This window comes from Exiguobacterium algae (assembly GCF_018617875.1).
Classification (GTDB): domain Bacteria; phylum Bacillota; class Bacilli; order Exiguobacteriales; family Exiguobacteriaceae; genus Exiguobacterium; species Exiguobacterium algae.
Genome location: NZ_JACSKZ010000003.1, coordinates 42143 through 59453 on the forward strand (window position 1 = coordinate 42143; position 17311 = coordinate 59453).

At 46.8% G+C, this 17311-nt stretch carries 18 protein-coding genes; 8 read left to right on the forward strand and 10 right to left on the reverse strand.

What is annotated here, in order from left to right:
* Window positions 1-72: 72 nt before the first annotated feature.
* Window positions 73-993, reverse strand: coding sequence for a UDP-N-acetylmuramate dehydrogenase (gene murB / locus KNP03_RS08960; protein ID WP_214828456.1), 921 nt, complete (start codon window positions 991-993; stop codon window positions 73-75).
* A gap of 163 nt (window positions 994-1156) precedes the next feature.
* Window positions 1157-1807, reverse strand: coding sequence for a diacylglycerol/polyprenol kinase family protein (locus tag KNP03_RS08965; protein ID WP_214828458.1), 651 nt, complete (start codon window positions 1805-1807; stop codon window positions 1157-1159).
* Between the two features lie 148 nt (window positions 1808-1955).
* Here KNP03_RS08965 and KNP03_RS08970 point away from each other — a divergent pair, with 148 nt between their 5' ends.
* Window positions 1956-2579: a DUF1836 domain-containing protein gene (locus KNP03_RS08970; RefSeq protein WP_214828461.1), complete on the forward strand. Its 624-nt coding sequence runs from the start codon at window positions 1956-1958 to the stop codon at window positions 2577-2579.
* Between the two features lie 57 nt (window positions 2580-2636).
* Here the strand turns inward: KNP03_RS08970 and KNP03_RS08975 are convergent, their stop codons facing one another.
* Complete coding sequence (locus KNP03_RS08975) at window positions 2637-3119, reverse strand: LURP-one-related family protein (RefSeq protein ID WP_214828464.1); 483 nt, start codon at window positions 3117-3119, stop codon at window positions 2637-2639.
* Window positions 3120-3336: 217 nt separating this feature from the next.
* On the reverse strand, window positions 3337-3831 hold the full coding sequence (locus tag KNP03_RS08980; protein ID WP_214828466.1) for a restriction endonuclease: 495 nt from the start codon (window positions 3829-3831) through the stop codon (window positions 3337-3339).
* A gap of 126 nt (window positions 3832-3957) precedes the next feature.
* Here KNP03_RS08980 and KNP03_RS08985 point away from each other — a divergent pair, with 126 nt between their 5' ends.
* Both KNP03_RS08985 and KNP03_RS08990 read left to right on the forward strand, forming a co-directional pair.
* On the forward strand, window positions 3958-6132 hold the full coding sequence (locus tag KNP03_RS08985) for a PAS domain-containing sensor histidine kinase (protein WP_214828469.1): 2175 nt from the start codon (window positions 3958-3960) through the stop codon (window positions 6130-6132).
* Window positions 6129-7199 (forward strand): SDR family oxidoreductase, encoded by a 1071-nt coding sequence (locus KNP03_RS08990; RefSeq protein WP_214828472.1) that lies wholly within the window; start codon window positions 6129-6131, stop codon window positions 7197-7199. The genes KNP03_RS08985 and KNP03_RS08990 overlap by 4 nt, the downstream gene beginning before the upstream one ends.
* A 16-nt stretch (window positions 7200-7215) precedes the next feature.
* Here KNP03_RS08990 and KNP03_RS08995 read toward each other — a convergent pair whose 3' ends face one another.
* Window positions 7216-8595, reverse strand: a complete 1380-nt coding sequence (locus KNP03_RS08995; protein ID WP_214828475.1) for a TrkH family potassium uptake protein — start codon at window positions 8593-8595, stop codon at window positions 7216-7218.
* Between the two features lie 201 nt (window positions 8596-8796).
* Here KNP03_RS08995 and KNP03_RS09000 point away from each other — a divergent pair, with 201 nt between their 5' ends.
* The 3 genes from KNP03_RS09000 to KNP03_RS09010 all read left to right on the forward strand — a co-directional run bounded on the left by KNP03_RS09000 (window position 8797) and on the right by KNP03_RS09010 (window position 10616).
* Window positions 8797-8988: a hypothetical protein gene (locus KNP03_RS09000; protein WP_224862903.1), complete on the forward strand. Its 192-nt coding sequence runs from the start codon at window positions 8797-8799 to the stop codon at window positions 8986-8988.
* A gap of 85 nt (window positions 8989-9073) precedes the next feature.
* Window positions 9074-9856 (forward strand): flagellar motor stator protein MotA, encoded by a 783-nt coding sequence (gene motA, locus KNP03_RS09005; RefSeq protein ID WP_214828478.1) that lies wholly within the window; start codon window positions 9074-9076, stop codon window positions 9854-9856.
* Complete coding sequence (locus KNP03_RS09010; RefSeq protein WP_214828481.1) at window positions 9834-10616, forward strand: flagellar motor protein MotB; 783 nt, start codon at window positions 9834-9836, stop codon at window positions 10614-10616. The genes motA and KNP03_RS09010 overlap by 23 nt, the downstream gene beginning before the upstream one ends.
* 35 nt (window positions 10617-10651) lie before the next feature.
* Here KNP03_RS09010 and KNP03_RS09015 read toward each other — a convergent pair whose 3' ends face one another.
* From KNP03_RS09015 to KNP03_RS09030, 4 genes are all read right to left on the reverse strand, one after another.
* Window positions 10652-12076, reverse strand: a complete 1425-nt coding sequence (locus KNP03_RS09015) for a dihydrolipoyl dehydrogenase family protein (protein WP_214828484.1) — start codon at window positions 12074-12076, stop codon at window positions 10652-10654.
* A complete protein-coding gene (locus tag KNP03_RS09020) occupies window positions 12073-12438 on the reverse strand; it encodes a DUF1499 domain-containing protein (RefSeq protein ID WP_214828487.1) in 366 nt (121 codons plus the stop codon). Before KNP03_RS09020 ends, KNP03_RS09015 begins: the two co-directional genes overlap by 4 nt.
* 63 nt (window positions 12439-12501) lie before the next feature.
* Window positions 12502-13881 carry a sensor histidine kinase gene (locus tag KNP03_RS09025; protein WP_214828490.1) on the reverse strand — a complete coding sequence of 460 codons (1380 nt, stop codon included), beginning with the start codon at window positions 13879-13881 and terminating at the stop codon, window positions 12502-12504.
* A complete protein-coding gene (locus tag KNP03_RS09030) occupies window positions 13878-14570 on the reverse strand; it encodes a response regulator transcription factor (protein WP_214828492.1) in 693 nt (230 codons plus the stop codon). Before KNP03_RS09030 ends, KNP03_RS09025 begins: the two co-directional genes overlap by 4 nt.
* 125 nt (window positions 14571-14695) lie before the next feature.
* Here KNP03_RS09030 and KNP03_RS09035 point away from each other — a divergent pair, with 125 nt between their 5' ends.
* Window positions 14696-15517, forward strand: a complete 822-nt coding sequence (locus KNP03_RS09035) for a Cof-type HAD-IIB family hydrolase (protein ID WP_214828494.1) — start codon at window positions 14696-14698, stop codon at window positions 15515-15517.
* A gap of 35 nt (window positions 15518-15552) precedes the next feature.
* A complete protein-coding gene (locus tag KNP03_RS09040; RefSeq protein ID WP_214828496.1) occupies window positions 15553-16554 on the forward strand; it encodes an alpha/beta hydrolase in 1002 nt (333 codons plus the stop codon).
* A 69-nt stretch (window positions 16555-16623) separates the two neighbouring features.
* Here the strand turns inward: KNP03_RS09040 and KNP03_RS09045 are convergent, their stop codons facing one another.
* Window positions 16624-17304: a uracil-DNA glycosylase gene (locus KNP03_RS09045; RefSeq protein WP_214828498.1), complete on the reverse strand. Its 681-nt coding sequence runs from the start codon at window positions 17302-17304 to the stop codon at window positions 16624-16626.
* Window positions 17305-17311 lie beyond the last annotated feature (7 nt).

Here is a 17311-nt window from a genome sequence, read left to right on the forward strand (position 1 = left end):
CTAGCCGGCACACACGCCGGCTTTTTATATCTCCTATTCAAAAAACGTTCAGGCCTTAGGGCCTGAACGTTTTTACGCGTTCTCAACAGTGATATCTTCACCGATGATTTTCACTTCTGTCTCGAGGTCGACTTCAAACTTCTCTTTGACCGTCGCTTGTACGTGACGAATTAAAGAAATATATTCTGTCGCTGTCGCCTCGTCGATGTTGACGATGAAACCGGCGTGTTTTAAAGATACTTCAGCGCCGCCAATCCGTTTCCCTTGTAATCCGGAGTCTTGGATCAGTTTTCCTGCGAAGTAACCAGGGGGACGCTTGAAGACACTTCCGCATGAAGGATACTCGAGTGGTTGTTTCGATTCACGTTTATACGTCAAATCATCCATCACTTCTTTGATTTCTTCATACTTTTTCGGTTCGAGTTCAAACGTGGCTTCTAATACGATCAATCCCTCTTTTGAGACACGACTCGTCCGGTAATCCAGCTCCAACTCGTCTTTCGATAGATGCAGGACTTGGCCTTCCGGTGTAAGAACCGTTGCGTTCGTAATGACGTCTTTCGTTTCCCCGCCATATGCACCTGCGTTCATATAGACCGCACCGCCGACAGTCCCCGGGATGCCGCATGCAAATTCAAGACCCGATAACTCTTCTGCGAGTGCTTGACGTGACACATCGATAATGGCAGCGCCCGCTTGTGCGATGATTCGGTTTTCTTCACGACGAATCGTGTTCAACTCGTTCAAATTCAATACAATGCCCCGGATACCGCCGTCACGAACAATCAAGTTCGAACCGAAACCAAGAATCATGAATGGCATCGCTTCCCGATGCGCAAGCTCAAGGACGGCTTGAACTTCTTCATACGAATGAGGGGCTACGAAATAATCAGCCTTCCCGCCTAATTTTGTATATGTGTGTGCCGACAACGGCTCGTCTTGAAGGACGCGCTCAGCCGGTAAAATACGAAGTAACTGCTCTAAAAAGCTCATGCGTTCACCCAATCCTTTACGTTCAATTTAATCAGTTTAATCAATGTCCCGGTCATTATAATCCATTCCGAGCACGTTACTGAAGGTTTTCAGTACGAGACACAGTATACAAATGTTTGGAATGGGTGACAAGCAACGTTTTTCTTACAATGACTGAATCAGTTTATAACAATAATGATGTTGCAACAGCCACCACAATCGGAATTGTTAAGTTATCCCAATCACGATACGAAATCGCTTCTACCAACGTAGCGATGATTGAAATGATAAATCCATAAGTTACCACTTGCCACAACGGGACATCATTCCACAAAAACAATAAAAATAAAACCGCGTAAGAACTTAAGAACATGGCGACACTTCCTTGAAACGATCGCTTCTGTCCGTACAAGTCATATAGAACCGTACCGTACTTACGTCCAATCAAGGCTGCCATGCCATCGCCCCATGCCAAAACGAGAGAGCCTGCCAAAAATGCAACCGGTTCTGTTTCGAAGTAAAAATAAAGAATGACCAATAAGGCAATCGGATAATACACGGTACCGAGTGACTTCCGCTCCGTTTGATGGACAGGAGACGGACTCTTATATAGTAATACCGCATTTGCAAATGTGAAAAACACAAGTGGGACAGCTGCGACCATCCACGAGTCCATCAACCATACGGCTAATAGCGACCAGTGCCCGACCGCGATATGTACACTTTTTCGAATCGTTTCATCTGTCCAACCGATCCGTTTCCCTACCTGCTCAAGTCCTACGAGAAACACAAGAACGATGACAATCGATAAAACTGAGCTAATCCACTCATTCATTGGTTGACCACCTTTAACTCCAGGATTCATACATTGCTATTATACCTTAATCCATGCATATCCTAGCTTCCTTTTCAAACATTTGGTAGAATGAGGTCAAATGACTGTATAGCCGGACGAAGGGTTCGGCGATAGAAAGGGTGGCTGTATGCGCGACGCAACTTCAATTCAAACTTTGGCAGATTGCCTTCATTATATGCAGGTTGGCGAGATTGATCGAGCCATCGCCCTCTTTCCTGAGGAAGTGCGTGACCACTTCCCTAAAGAACTTCGAAAAATCCACTTGTTTCATATTGAAAAGAACGGACTATCCATCAATCAAATCGTAGCGCTTGCGAACGCTTTGACAGGAGAGCACTTGTCCGCGACAACGATTCAAAACTGGACGAAGCGAGAAGTTCGAAAAATCATCGGGGTACCTCGAATCGGTAAAAAGTATTCACTCCACCAAGCTGCCATCATTTATTTGCTCGACGATTTAAAGCATTTATTCTCATTAGAAGAGACGAGCTCACTGTTGGCCCTTGTTTTCAACAACCCCGACCGTGATGAGGATGATTTGATTTCACCGATCGATTTTTATCGACTGTACGCCGAGTATGCAAAATCGACAAGCCCGATCGATTTGCTCGATACCCGGGTGAGACGGTCACTCGAAAAATCAGGGGACGCCCATCCGAACATCATTCATGTGCTTAAACTGTGTCTATACGCCCATCGCGTGACAACACTTGAATTAGAAGCGAAACACTATTTAAACCGTTTCATTTGATGAAGCGGTCTTTTTATATGCAAAAACACCAGTCGCATGGACTGGTGTTCGTCATGATTAGGATACAGATGCTGCAACCGGCATCCGGGATTTGACTGTGAGCGTCTTCAAGACCGATAGCAGTTCAAACATCGAAAGTTGATCTGCTTCCTTCGTCAAGCAGTACGTGTCGTGTCCTTGTTTGCGAAGTTCTGCGACAAGCTTGCCTGCTTTATCCCGTACACTGAATTTGTATCGTTCGACATCGTATTGAATCGTGAAGAGTCCGCGTTCATAGACGTTGTACTCGCACTTTTTCCCGAATAAAGAGAATTTATCTTTCAGCTGACCAATCGCCTGTCCATCATGGTTCATCACGACCCATTTTTGGCAGTTTGGGATGTACTTCCCGTGGGCGATTTGTCTACCAGACAAATTGTGCACTTGGACACTGCCTTCCGCGTCGCGGTGAACAGATCCGATCGCATCATTTGTTTCATCATAAATGGTTGCTTCGCCTTGTGTAAAAACGCAACCTTTTACATAAATTAATTTGCGCACCGCTTTTTCCTCCTAGCACGTTCCAACCGCTCTATTTGTATGTGTACGGTCGGTCATTCATTAAAAACCCCAAAAAAATATTTTTGTAGTTGTTTCTCTCTTCAACTACTACATATTTCATATGACGAAGATGATTATTGCATCGTTTAAAGAAAAAGACAACCCCTTTTTTTCGACATCATTTGTGATTCTGTCGAACTTGTGAACAGGGCCGTTCTTAGCGCTTGAATCCCGCTTCTTTCAACAGTTGTTCCAGCTCCGTTCTTGCAATCAGACGAACTTGATTTGGAGCAGCCAATTCATACGCACCATCTGTAAATGTGGAGTTGGTCACAACCCATCCTTCATGAACCTCATAATACGGAACGGCTGCCGCTATTTGTTGAACCGCCTCAAGGCCAACGACTTTTTCATACCGCTTCGCTTGAACGGCAATCGACCATCCATCCGGTGTTTCTAATAATAAGTCAGCACCAAAATCACGTGATGCCGGTGTGACCGTCACTTTATAACCGAGCGCCGTAAACAGCTCTTCTAAAAACAATTCAAAATCCCGACCGTCCATGCGATCAATCCGGTCGATCGTCGACAGCCTGACTTTCCACAGAAGCCAAATCACCCCGAGTAGAATTGTCACGCCAATCATCCAAACCGGGGCATCGGCCCACCATAAAAGGAGTGACACAACGAGGCTCAGTACCATTCCAAACATATCAATCGTTCCCTTCCCTATTCTCTCTATCACTTTACCGTTTCGAGGGCAGGAAATGAAAGGGGCATCTGTCGAATGTAATAGAGGATGTGCCCGATTGATTTACAGAAGGAGGGATTATCGTTCATGGAGAACAGATCGAATCTCCAAAGTGAGCTATTGCAAGCTTTACCCTACGGTGTCGCCCTGATCCAGAAAGATGGAACGATCGTCCAAGCGAACCGTCCTTTCATGGAGCAGTTCCCTGAAAACTTACAAACGAAATCAAACTTATTCCATATGGTGAACCAATCACCGATTACGATGGAATTATCGCGCCGCATGGAGCAAGGATTGCCTTGGATGTATGAATTGCCGACGATGCGTGTCCATGCGATTCCGTGGGAGGAAGGATATATCCTGTCAATCGAACCCCTCCCGCTCGATACACGTGTGACCATTCAACATAATGCCTTTGAGGCGATGATGCATACAGAACTCGATATGGCGATGATCATGACCGACGCCAATCTTTTAATCACGCGATTCAATCAAGGGGCGACCGAGCTATTCGGATATGCCCCCCATGAAGTTCTTTATGAAATGACTCCTTTTGCTTTATTCGAATCAAGAGAATTGAGTGAAAAACGGACAAACTACCAAGACGAGATGGAACGTCTTCTCTCGTTCGAACAAATGCTTCGCGTCGCGCTGGATAAAGGCGACCGGGAGTGGAAGTTTCAACGGAAAGACCGGACCCACTTTGTAGGAAAGCTGTTCATGCACCCGGTTTATGAACAAGAACAACTTGTCGGATTCTTCTTTTTCGTCTTCGATGTCAGTTCAGAAATTCAACTGAAAGGCGAGCTCCAACACAAGGAGCAACGGTATCGTATGTTCGCCGAATCGGTGATTGAAGCGGTGCTGTTTCATGAAAACGGCATGATTCTCGATGCCAACAAAGCGGCCGAGACCATTTTCCGCATCCCTGCAGATGAAATGGTCGGGAGACAGACCATCGAGTTTATAGCTGAAGGATACCGGGCTGACGTGCTCCGTCGTATCCGGAACCATATTCAAACGCCTTACGAAGTGATTGGAAGAAGAGAAGATGGGACATTTTTAGAGATGGAAGTGTACCCGAAAGAAGTCACCTACCAAGGACAAACACTTCGTGTTGCTGTCATGCGTGATATTAGTGACCGTAAAAAAATCGAGCGAATGCTCGAGCGGGAAAAGAATGCGATTGCCAGACAGCGAGACATCATCCAATCAATTTTACAAGCGTCGAACGAGGCGTTCGTCCTGACCGAATCAAACGGGAGTGTCCTCTTCATGAACGTGCATGCCAGACGGTTGATGGACTTGCCTGGAATCGCCCCGAACAAAATTCAGGAGCGCATCCCCCTCTTGTCCACGTTCCGTCCGCGTGACCGGTCTGAAATGCTTAAAAAAATGGACATCTTGCTCGATGGGACAGCTCGGGAGGTCTCGATGCGTTTCTCGATCCCACAACCGAACGACCGGGATGAACAATACTACGAGATGTATGGCACCAGTATGGATACAAAACGCCAAATCGGAATGGACAGCGGCTACTTGTTCGTGTTTCGAAATCGAACCGAGGAAGAACGTATGGACCAAATCAAAAATGAATTGGTCAGCACGGTCTCCCACGAGCTCCGCACCCCCCTCTCGTCATTATCCGGGTATATTGAGCTCATGCTCAATCGTGAACTGACACCCGACAAACGGGAACGATTCTTAAAGACGATGTCAAAAGAGGCCAAGCGACTCACAGATTTATTGAACGATTTCCTTGATATTCAACGTATGGAAGACGGACATCAAGAATATAAACGAAATCATTTCTCGTTGAACGAACTCGTGCGGGAAGTCGTCGAGCGATTCCGGGAAACCGGTGACCATTCCATCCACTTCGACGATGCCGAAAAACCGCTCTTCTTAATCGCTGACCGGGCACGGATTGAACAGGTTCTCGTCAACTTGATTTCCAATGCGATTAAATACTCCCCGAACAGTCATGAAGTCGAAGTGCGCATTCGTCATGAACGTAATCAGGCTCACGTGTCGATCAAAGATTATGGAATCGGGATTCCGGAACATGCGTTTGAACAGTTATTCCAAAAATTTTATCGAGTGGATAACTCGGATACTCGACAAATCGGCGGGACCGGTCTCGGGCTTTCGATTTGTAAGGAAATCATTGAATCCCATGGAGGAAGTATCGAAGTCGAATCGACTGTCGGAGAAGGATCGACCTTCACGTTTACGTTGGACATAGCGGAGGAGACACCATGAACAATTATGCCTTTACCGGATTCCCTGGATTTTTAGCCGGAAAAATGATTGCCCATCTCGCTGCTTTACCCGACCAAATCGGGACCATTTACGCGCTACATCTTCCCAATCAACGGGAGGACGCGCTCGTGTTACGGCAAGAATTGCTGACGACTACTTCATTAACAGAAGACCAACTCGTCTTAGTGGAAGCCGACATCACGTTGCCGGAAGTCATCATTGACCCGATCATGCGTTCCATGATTGAACGAAGTGTGACGCATGTGTTTCATTTAGCGGCCGTCTATGATTTGAGTGTGCCGTATGATGTCGGGTATCGAATCAACATACTCGGGACGAAACATGTGACCGCTTTTGCAAAACGTTCGGCTCTTTTGAAGCGATATGTGTATTTCAGTACCGCCTATGTCGCCGGGAGACGAAAGGGCACGGTCTACGAAAACGAGCTTTGGCACCGCGCCCAATTTAAAAACCATTATGAAGCAACGAAATATGAAGCGGAGGCACTCGTCTCTCGAGAAATGGGGACGATACCCATCACCATCATTCGACCGGGCATCGTCATCGGGCATAGCCATACCGGGGAGACAAAAAAATTCGACGGGGTGTACTTTGTATTAAAGTTGATGGATCAGGTACGCCAACTTGCTCCTTTGCCATACATCGGACGAGCCAATGTCGAGGTCAATCTCGTTCCTTACGATTATGTAGTGAGAGCGACCGCTTATCTGGCTCATGCGCCAGTTGGCGTAAAACGTACCTTCCACCTGACCGACCCGTTCCCACACGGCGCACGTGAGGTGTATCGTATGCTCCATGAAGCGATGTTCCAGCGTTCGCCGCGCGGAACGATTCCTCATGTCGCAGCGGAAACGGCCTTTTCGGCACTTCATCTTCATGACCGGTATCATGTCCCACAGGAATTGCTCGACTACTTTAAGCATCAGGTTCATTTTGATACCACACAAACCATTCGGGCTTTGAACGGCACCGGAATCGTATGTCCGGACTTACAAGACTATCTCACTTCAATCGTTGATTATTTCATGAAACACAAAACGCCCTGATCAGGGCGTTTTGTGTTTAACCAATCAATAATTTCTCTTTCGGATAGCGAAGCTTCCGATCGGCTTGACGTGCAACCGTGAACAGAATCGTCAGGGAGCCGACACGACCGAGGAGCATCATAAACATGATCAGCCCTTTCCCGAACATATTCAAGTCGGCCGTGATGCCGAGCGATAAGCCGACCGTACCGAAAGCTGAAACCGTTTCAAATAAAATGGCACTGGCCGGGAGATGACCGTTCGTCAAAATGACAAGTGACGTAATGGTGAGGATAAAGAAGAAACTTGAGAAGGCGACGACATAAGCTTTTTTAATTTGAAAAACATCAATCGTCCGTTCCAAAATCACGGTCTCTTTTTTCCCTGCAATAAATGCCCACATGTCTGCTAAAATCACAGCCACAGTGGTCACTTTGATTCCTGAACCGGTTGAAGCCGCACCCGCTCCGATATACATCAAAATGAGGATGAGACCAATGGAGACTGGGGCCATCGCGGCGATGTCGATGGTATTAAACCCTGCTGTCCGTGTTGTAACTGCTTGAAAGAATGTGACGTGCAGTGCCTCACTGAAGGAACGACCGTGAAGCGAACCCTCGTTTGACACCCATTCGAAGAACAAGAGAGCTAACCAGGCAATCCCGTTAATGATGACGAGTGACGCAATCATGATTTTTGAATGTAGTGCGAGACGCTTCCAGACACGAACCTCTGCCACATCGGCAATCGTCGTAAATCCGAGACCCCCGATGATTAAAAGCAAGGACACGGTAAACACAATGGCGGTATTCTGTTCAAAGGACATCAGATTATCCGGCCAAAGCGCAAAACCGGCATTGTTGAATGCCGAGACGGCATGAAAGAAGCCGTAATGGACGGCTGACAAAAAGGAATAATCGCCGGTGCTGTATAATTCAAACGTCAAAAACAGCATCCCGATCAATTGAACAATGACGGTTGTAAATACGATGTTCCTTACCAATCGAACCGTTCCACCCGGTCCCGACAAATTCAATGATTCTTGAAGCAGGATACGCTGTTTGAGACCGATTTTTCTTCCTAATACACTGAGTAACATTAACGCAACCGTCATAAACCCGAGACCGCCTATTTGAATAAGCGTCACAATCACTAACTCACCAAACGTGTTAAATGACGAGCCGATATCCACAGTGGATAAACCTGTCACTGTACCGGCAGACGTTGCAATGAACAGACAATCGATCCAGGGTACGGCTTCATTTTGCGAAAAAGGCATGTACAACAAAGTTGCCCCAATCAAAATAGCGAATAAAAAACCCGCCGCGATAAATCGAGCCGGTTTTTCAAAAACCACTCGATACATGGCTTCGATGCGCTTTAAGCGCAGTTCACGCGCCGACAGTCGATGTCGCATCACGAAATCTCCTTCATTCATAGTATTCTACGCATCATATTACGCCTCGGTTTTTAAAATGCCAATAAGAAAAATGTATGACTAACTCTTTTTTCGATTTTTTGGTATTATGGGAGATAGACTTTAAGAATGTTGAGGAGGTTGAATGAAACCGTGGACCCTAGTACGGTAGATCATTCGATAGAGGATGTCTCACGAAGGTTGGAGCGACAATCACAATGTATGCCCGCTCACCTTTATTTTCAGCTAGAAGAGTTACTCAATTGGTCACTCGAGCAAGAAGTCGTGAATCAATTGTACGCATTGTTAAAAAAATACGACGTATTAACCGATATAGAGCGTGAAGAAAGAAATATCAGCATCCAGATGCTGATCGATGAAAATGGCGCTTAATTATCGGGAACGCATGTTGCGGGAGACGAGTAGCGTCTTCCGCTTTTTTCATCCCGATTTTTTCAGAAAGGTGGAAAACAAAGACATGGATGTCGTTACGTTAGTCGGACTCATACTCGGGTTCTTCACCCTCGTCGGTGGAATGTTATTAAAAGGCGCGGGGGTTGCGCCACTGATCAACCCTGCAGCAATGGTCATTATTTTCGTCGGAACGATTGCCGCCGTGACCATCGCGGTTTCTAAAGAACAACTTTTTAATGTACCGAATTTATTTAAAATTTTGTTCAAAAAGCAGGAGCTACCAAGCAAGACCGGTTTATTAACGCAGTTTGTCGATTTATCAACACAAGCTCGAAAAGAAGGTCTTCTTTCATTAGAAACTGCACTCGAACAAGTTGAAGTTCCGTTCCTGCGGCAAGGCATGATGATGGTCATCGATGGCCAACCATCTGAATACATCGCTGAAGTCATGTCACGCGACATCGAAAACATGGAACAACGACATAAAGCAAATGCCGACGTCTTTACACAGGCAGGAACTTATGCCCCAACGCTCGGGGTATTAGGTGCCGTTATCGGTTTGATTGCAGCGTTAAAAGATTTATCTGATATCGAGAAGCTCGGACATGCCATCTCAGCCGCATTCGTTGCAACCCTGTTCGGGATTTTCACCGGATACGTCCTTTGGTTCCCGTTCGCCAACAAGTTGAAGCAGTACTCGAAAAGTGAAGTCGTGATTAAAGAAATGATGATTGAAGGGATTTTATCCATTCAAAGTGGTGAATCTCCAAAAACGCTAGAAGATAAGCTGTCTGTGTATTTGTCTCCAAAGGAGCGAGCTGACTATGAAGCGCAAAAAGAAACATGATCATGAAGAACATATTCCTGAAGGTTGGCTCATTCCTTATGCCGACTTATTGACGCTCCTACTCGCACTGTTTATCGTATTGTTTGCGTCCAGTAACATTGACCAAGTGAAGTTAGAGAAAATGTCCCGTTCATTCAATCAAATCTTCTCCGGCGGGATTAGCGTCTTCCAAGCATCTACCGCTTCGAATAGTGATATCGACCGTACAGATCGGAACAACACAACGAGTGCCAACCCGCGAACATTTGAGTTGGCACAACTAGACGAACTAAAGGATGAAGTCAATCAATACATCGAAAAGAACGGGTTAGAGAGCCAAATCAAAGCAACGATCAACTCTAACGGATTAGTGCTTACCATTCAAGATCGTGCCCTATTTAATGTTGGTGAAGCGACACTGGATCAGAGCGCGCGTGAAGTCGCCCGCAACATCAGTAACATTCTTGAAAAGGCCGGAAAACGGGAAATCGTTGTTTCAGGACATACGGATAATATTCCAATCAACACAGCCCGCTTCCCGTCCAACTGGGAACTCAGCTCTGCACGGGCCACAGCATTCATGCGCCAGTTATTAACGAATGACGCCTTGAATCCAGCCCAGTTCACGTTGGCGAGTTACGGTGAATATAAACCCATTGCGACAAATGACACCGAAGCAGGTCGATCTAAAAACCGACGTGTTGAAGTGTTGATCAAACCGCTCGTCGACTTGACGGAAGGTGAACCGCAAATGTTCGAAACAATTGTGTTACCGAACTAACCACACCCACTTCACGTATGAAGTGGGTGCTTTTTTTAACGCGTCCATTTGAAATAGCGCCGAGCCAGTTCGGTCAATGGGCTCTCGAAAAGACGTTTACGCCAATATAAGTCGCTTACTTTCTTCACCGCCTCGCTGCGGGCAGGATAAGGGTAGATCATTCGCGACAATTTCCCAATCTTGTCCCCCCGTTGCATCGCATAGACGACGATTTGCATCCAATCCCCCGCCGACTCGCCGACCGCATGCGCCCCGATAATCCTTCCATTTTTCTTCGTGATGACTTTGACAAAGCCCGCCTCTTGACGTTCTGCGATAAAGCGGTCCACTTCCGATAATTTTGCTTCGTAGACCATGATGTCATCACCGTATGAGGTTCGCGCTTCTTCTTCGGTCATGCCGACATGAAATACCTCCGGGTCGGTAAAGGTAATCCAAGGAAGTTTTCGATAATCGACCTTGTTTCGTAATCCGAAGAGTGCATTGGACACCACGGCTTTTCCTTCTTCACCGGCGGCATGTGTGAATGGCGGGGTTTTGATTGTGTCTCCTATAGCAAAAATGTGCGATTGGGACGTGCGATAGGAAGAAGACACATCGATATAGCCTTTCGTCACGTGAACACCCGCCCTGTCAAGACGAAGTGAATCAATTCGCGGTACGCGGCCCGTTGCCATGAGTAAACGCTCTGCTTCATAGATGAACGTTTCTCCACTGATTTCTGCCGTGACGCGGACGCCATTCTCTATTTTTTCGATGCGCTTCACGTTTACCCCGATTTTCAAACGCATCGCCATCTCCAGCTGAGATTTTAAATACGCGGAAACTGCCTGATCTTCTTTCGGCATAAACGAATCATGCGCTTCAAGCACCGTCACCTGACTTCCTAAACGGACAAAGGATTGAGCGAGTTCAAGACCAACTGCCCCGGCTCCAATCACAATCAGGCTTTCCGGTAATGTCGATTCCTCGAATACTGTTTCGTTTGTCAGATATGGAACTGTTTCCAGCCCTTCAATCGGGGGAACGGTCGGTTTGGACCCGGTCGCAATGATAAACTTTTTCCCGATTAACAAATCATCGCCTACCTTAAGTTCATACGGACTCTGAAACGAGGCTTCACCGATGTATACATCCACCCCGATTTTTTCAAACCGTTCCCTGCCATCGTGTTCTTGAATAATCGCACGGGCACGATCGACTCGAGCTTTCGTCATTTGATAATGCTCTCCAGCATGAAATGTCGTCCCGAGCACACGTGCAGCTCGCATCATCGCATTGGCTTCTTTCGAGGCGGCAATCAATGCTTTAGAAGGTACGCAACCGACATGCAGACAGTCTCCGCCTAAATGCTTGTTCTTCTCGACGAGGGCCACCTTGACTCCTAAATTTGCCGCTCCCGCAGCAACGGTCATTCCGGCCGCTCCTCCCCCAATGACAATCAGTTGATAATCTTTCATTGGATCAACCTCCGATAACGCGTACTCACGTCCTCCATCCGTTTGCGATTCACACCAAAATCAGAATAGCCGACCCGTGAGGCAGAGCGAAATTCGACCCGTCTCGTTTCATCGTCAAATAAAAAATGGACGTCATCTTTGAATCGCATCATTTTTGACGTCACGACATAATGCAATGTATGTTCTGCTTCATCTACTAGTTCGGTTCGAGGCATTTGCCCCATCGTCATCTTGATTGCTTCGATTGTTTGTTCACGACTCTCTCCATATGGAAGTGGATTCATCCGTAATTCAGGAATGGATGTCTGGGTAGAGACCGCATTCGGGTTTCCCTTCAACGGTTTTAACGACTCGTTTGACATAAAAAAACCTCCCTCAAGCTACATACAACTATATGTAGCCCGAAACAGGGAGGTCTAATCCTTTTAATGCAGTTCACTCGGGTCGAGCGGCAACAAGACCGTGACGGTCGTTCCTTGTCCGACATCACTTTCAATCACCAGTTTTCCTTCATGCGCCTCGATCAACTCTTTGGAAATCGCAAGACCGAGACCACTGCTTCCTTTTGTCACATGTGCCTGATAAAACATTTCGGTAATCCGTTGTAAATGCTCTCTCGAAATCCCGGGTCCTTCATCCATGATGGAAATGAAAGCAACGCGTTCCGATTGCACAAAGCGAATCGTCAACGTGCCGCCATCCGGAGAAAAACGAATCGCATTTTCCAAAAGGTTTAAAAACACCTGCTTCAATCGGTTTTCATCAAACAAACCGACTGATTTTTGAGGATATCGTTCAATCAATGTGATGTGCTTATCCTCAATCGATTGTTTGAGTTGAACGGTTACCTTGCGTAATAACGCCACAAGATCGAGCTCTTGACGATATAAAACGAGACGGCTTTCCTCAATTTTTGTATAGTCGAGTAATTGTTCGACCAGTCCAATCATGCGCTCCGTCTCAGAATGAATGATGCTCAAACCGAGCTCCGTTTCTTCAGACAACTTCTCATCGCCCCCTCGAATCGTCTCGGTCCACCCTTTTATAGATGTGAGCGGTGTTCGTAATTCATGGGAGACGCTCGACAAGAATTCATTTCTTGTCGATTGATGTTGCTGCACTTTCGCACCTAAATACGTCAAGGTGCGCGCAAGGGCACCCAATTCATGCTTTTCGTTTGAGTCGACAGTGACATCGAAATCGCCCTGGGCCATCTCATCCGCCGCTTCAATAACGTCTCGAATCGGCCGGACGAACCGGTCCGCGATGCGAATAACCGTATAAAGGGCGATCAACCAGACGAGTACACTGATTGTAATGACCGTCATCCAAATTTCCCGAATGAGCGTATCCAAGTCTGCCAGAGGACGAGTGAAACTGATGGCGAACTCTGACGTATCATCCGTCACAATCGGAGTCGTCACGGACAAGAAATGTTCATCCTCGACATCATAGTCCTGAATGATTGACTCGCCTGCTGCCAACTGGTCCAGTTGCTCCTGCGAAAACGAGGCTTGCTTCGTCCGCTGTCCCGTCGTTTTAACGATAGAACCCGACCGGTCAACAATCGTCAGATCGGTCCCGGGATAACCAAACGTTCGAACGAGTACGGAGAAGGCACTCGGGGTCTCAAATCCAACCTGTGCTTGAGGATATAAGTACGCACTTGTCGTCGCATGACTGAGCAAGGCATCTGATTCATACTCGTAATAATAACGATATGTCCCATATGACAGTACACTGATGAGAAGAAGCAGAACGAGCGTTACCACGGCCATCATACGGAAGACTAGCTGTTGTTTCATCCTTCATGTCTCCGCCATTTGTACCCATGTCCCCACAACGTCTCAATGTAAATCGGATGACTCGGATCGTCCTCAATTTTCTGACGCAAGCGTCGAATGTTCACATCGACGGTTTTCCGGTCCCCGAAGTAGTTGATTCCCCAAACCGCATCGAGTAGCGCATCCCTGGACAGGACAATCTCTTCATTTTGGACGAGGTGACAAATCAAATCATATTCTGTCGGTGTCAAATCAATGGACTGACCGTACTTCGTCACTTGCTTCGCCGCCAAATCGATGGCGAACGGACCTGATTTCAAACGCTTCGTGTCGTTCCGTTTCACTTTTTCGACGCGGCGTAACAACGCTTGAATGCGCGCAACGAGTTCACCTGGACTAAACGGTTTTGCGATGTAATCGTCCGCACCTTTTCCGAGCCCCTCAATTTTGTCTTCTTCGAGTGTTCGTGCCGTCAACATGATAATGCCGACATTCTCATCGAGATCACGAATCGCCGCACACGCCTCGAACCCGTCCATCTCCGGCATCATGACATCCAACAACACGACATCAAACGGTTCCCGGTCAAATGCGGTCACTGCTTCCCGTCCATTCGTTGCTTCATGTACTTCGAAACCAGCACGTTTTAAATTAACGATGATAAAGCTGCGAATCGCATGCTCATCCTCGGCTACTAATATCCGATTCATATTTCCACCTCTTCTAGAGTTCACTTCTCTACATTATAGTTACGTTTTTGCGACAAGGTTGTCAATTGACCTTAAAAAGGTTTAGGATGTAATCATTAGATTCTGAAGGAGGACCCCCTACTACTATGAGTTACAAGATGATTGTGTTGGATATGGATGACACGCTTCTCACAAGCGATCATACAATTTCCCTTAAGACAAAAGAAGCGCTTCTCGATGCGCAAGAACGCGGCTATAAAGTCGTTCTCGCGAGCGGTCGCCCAACATTTGCGATGTGGGACGCTGCCCGTGAGCTCGAACTTGCGAAATATGGAAGCTATATCTTATCGTTCAACGGTGCGTCGGTCATTGACTGCTCGACCGATGAAGAGATTTTCTCAAGCACGCTTCAACCGGATACGGTCGCCCATCTCCATGATATCAGTGAACGGGAAGGAATCGCGATTCATACGTACGTCAGTAACGAAATCGTAACCGATCGTCCGAACCCTTACACGGACATTGAAGGTGAATTGACAGGGATGCCGGTCGTTCACGTCGAGGACTTCAAAGAAGCAGTAACCGAACCGGTCGTCAAATGCTTAATGCTTGCTGATGGCGACACACTCGCTCCGATCGAAACGAAATTGCAACAGGAACTCGCCGGAAAACTTGCTGTCGCTCGTTCGAAGCCATTTTTCTTAGAGTTCACCGAAGCCGGTGTCACAAAAGGCACAAGTCTCGCATTCTTAGCGAAGCATATTGGAATCGAACAGAGTGAAGTCATCGCTTGCGGAGACGGAAACAATGACTTGACGATGATTGAATGGGCCGGACTCGGCGTCGCCATGGGAAATGCGAACGCAACGGTAAAAGGGAAGGCTGATTTTATTACGAAATCGAATAACGAAGATGGGATTGCTCACGTGATTGAAACATACATGTCTGAGGCACTCGTCACCCAGTAAATTTCTGATTTCGTCGGTCAAAAGGAGGAAGTAAGATGAATAAAGGGTTGAAACGTGCTGGAGTCGGATTGATTGGAACAGCGGTCGCGGGAGCGGCTTACGTGTTCCTTTCACCTAAACCAGCAACACGTTTAATCAAAACTTCGTTCGCAGGGGGGAACGAAGTGGAGATGAAGGGATTCGAGGAAGTCGTTCAAAAGACGTCTGTCCGTAAAGACATCGATTACTTGTCTTCTTATGAGAATGGGACGTTTGATTTAATCCGATACGAGGGCAGCCAACAAATTGTTCCGACAATCTTTTGGCTCCATGGCGGTTCATTCGTCGGAGGAGATAAATCGGATGTATTGAAGTATGTGACATCTATTGCAAGCAACGGCTATAACGTCGTCAGCATCAATTATGCACTTGCTCCTGACGTCACATATCCCGTACCGCTCCAACAAATCGAAGAGGCGTATTCTTTCATCGCCGAGAACAATGACCGTTTCCGTCTCGACTTAGACCGTGTCTTTTTTGCGGGTGATTCGAATGGCGGTCAATTAGCCAGTCAGTTTGTCGGCATTCAGCTCAATGATGACTACGCACCTTCCGCTGAAGTGAAGCAGGTCGTACCGAAAGAATCGATTCTTGGTGCGGTTCTCTTATCTGCACCTTATGATTTGAAACGTGCGTTAGTCGACTCAACAAAATCGGTCAACCGCTTCTTGTTCAAACGGATTGGATGGGCTTATTTCGGGACGTACAACTGGGAAAGCCTCCCGGCTGTGTCAGAAGCCTCTCCATTACTCAATGTCCCGTCTACGTTCGTACCGACGTTCATCGCAGACGGGAATGACAATTCGTTTGATGAGCAGGCAAAAGAGTTTGCTACGATCCTCTCAGGGCGTACAGACGTCACGACGGTATTTTATGATCGCAATGAGCACGAGCTCGGACATAATTATTTCTTTGAAATGGATCGTCCTGCCGCAAGCTCAACATATCGTCGTTTGATCACCTTCTTACGTGAAACGACCGCTAAATACCAGGCATAAACAAAAGCGACTTTCTCCGATGTTGGAGAAAGTCGCTTTATTTATATTTCTTCATTCTATTCTTATCAGTTATCCGATACACCAATCAATTGAGGACTCCCCCCATTCCTTCAATTGCTTGTTCACTTGGGAGAACGGTTTTGAGCCGAAGAAACCGCGATGTGCCGACAGAGGACTTGGATGAACAGAGGTGAGCACGGTATGTTGTTCGCCAATCCACTTCATTTTCTTTTTGGCATCGTTCCCCCATAGAATGAACACAATCGGCTTCTCACGACTTCCTAATCGCTCAATGATGGAATCGGTAAATTGCTCCCACCCCTGTTTCCTGTGAGATCCTGCTTTCCCGGCTTCCACTGTCAGTGACGTATTCAGAAGTAACACCCCTTGTGTCGCCCACTTCTCTAAGTTTCCGCTCTTCGGTGTATCACATCCAATATCGTCTCTCAACTCTTGAAAGATATTTCGTAAAGACGGGGGGAAACGTACCCCATCCTGTACTGAAAAACTGAGTCCGTGTGCCTGGTTCGGCCCATGATACGGGTCTTGTCCGAGAATGACACATTTCACGTCCTGAAATTTCGTATATACAAATGCATTCCAAATATCTTCCCTTTGCGGATAGACAGTCGTTTGCTCATACGCCCGGTCGACAAATTGTTTTAACGTCTGAAAATACGGTTTGTTTATCTCAGACTGAATGATTTCCGTCCAATCGCCGAGTAAACGATCCGATAAGTGCTGGTCCATACACTTC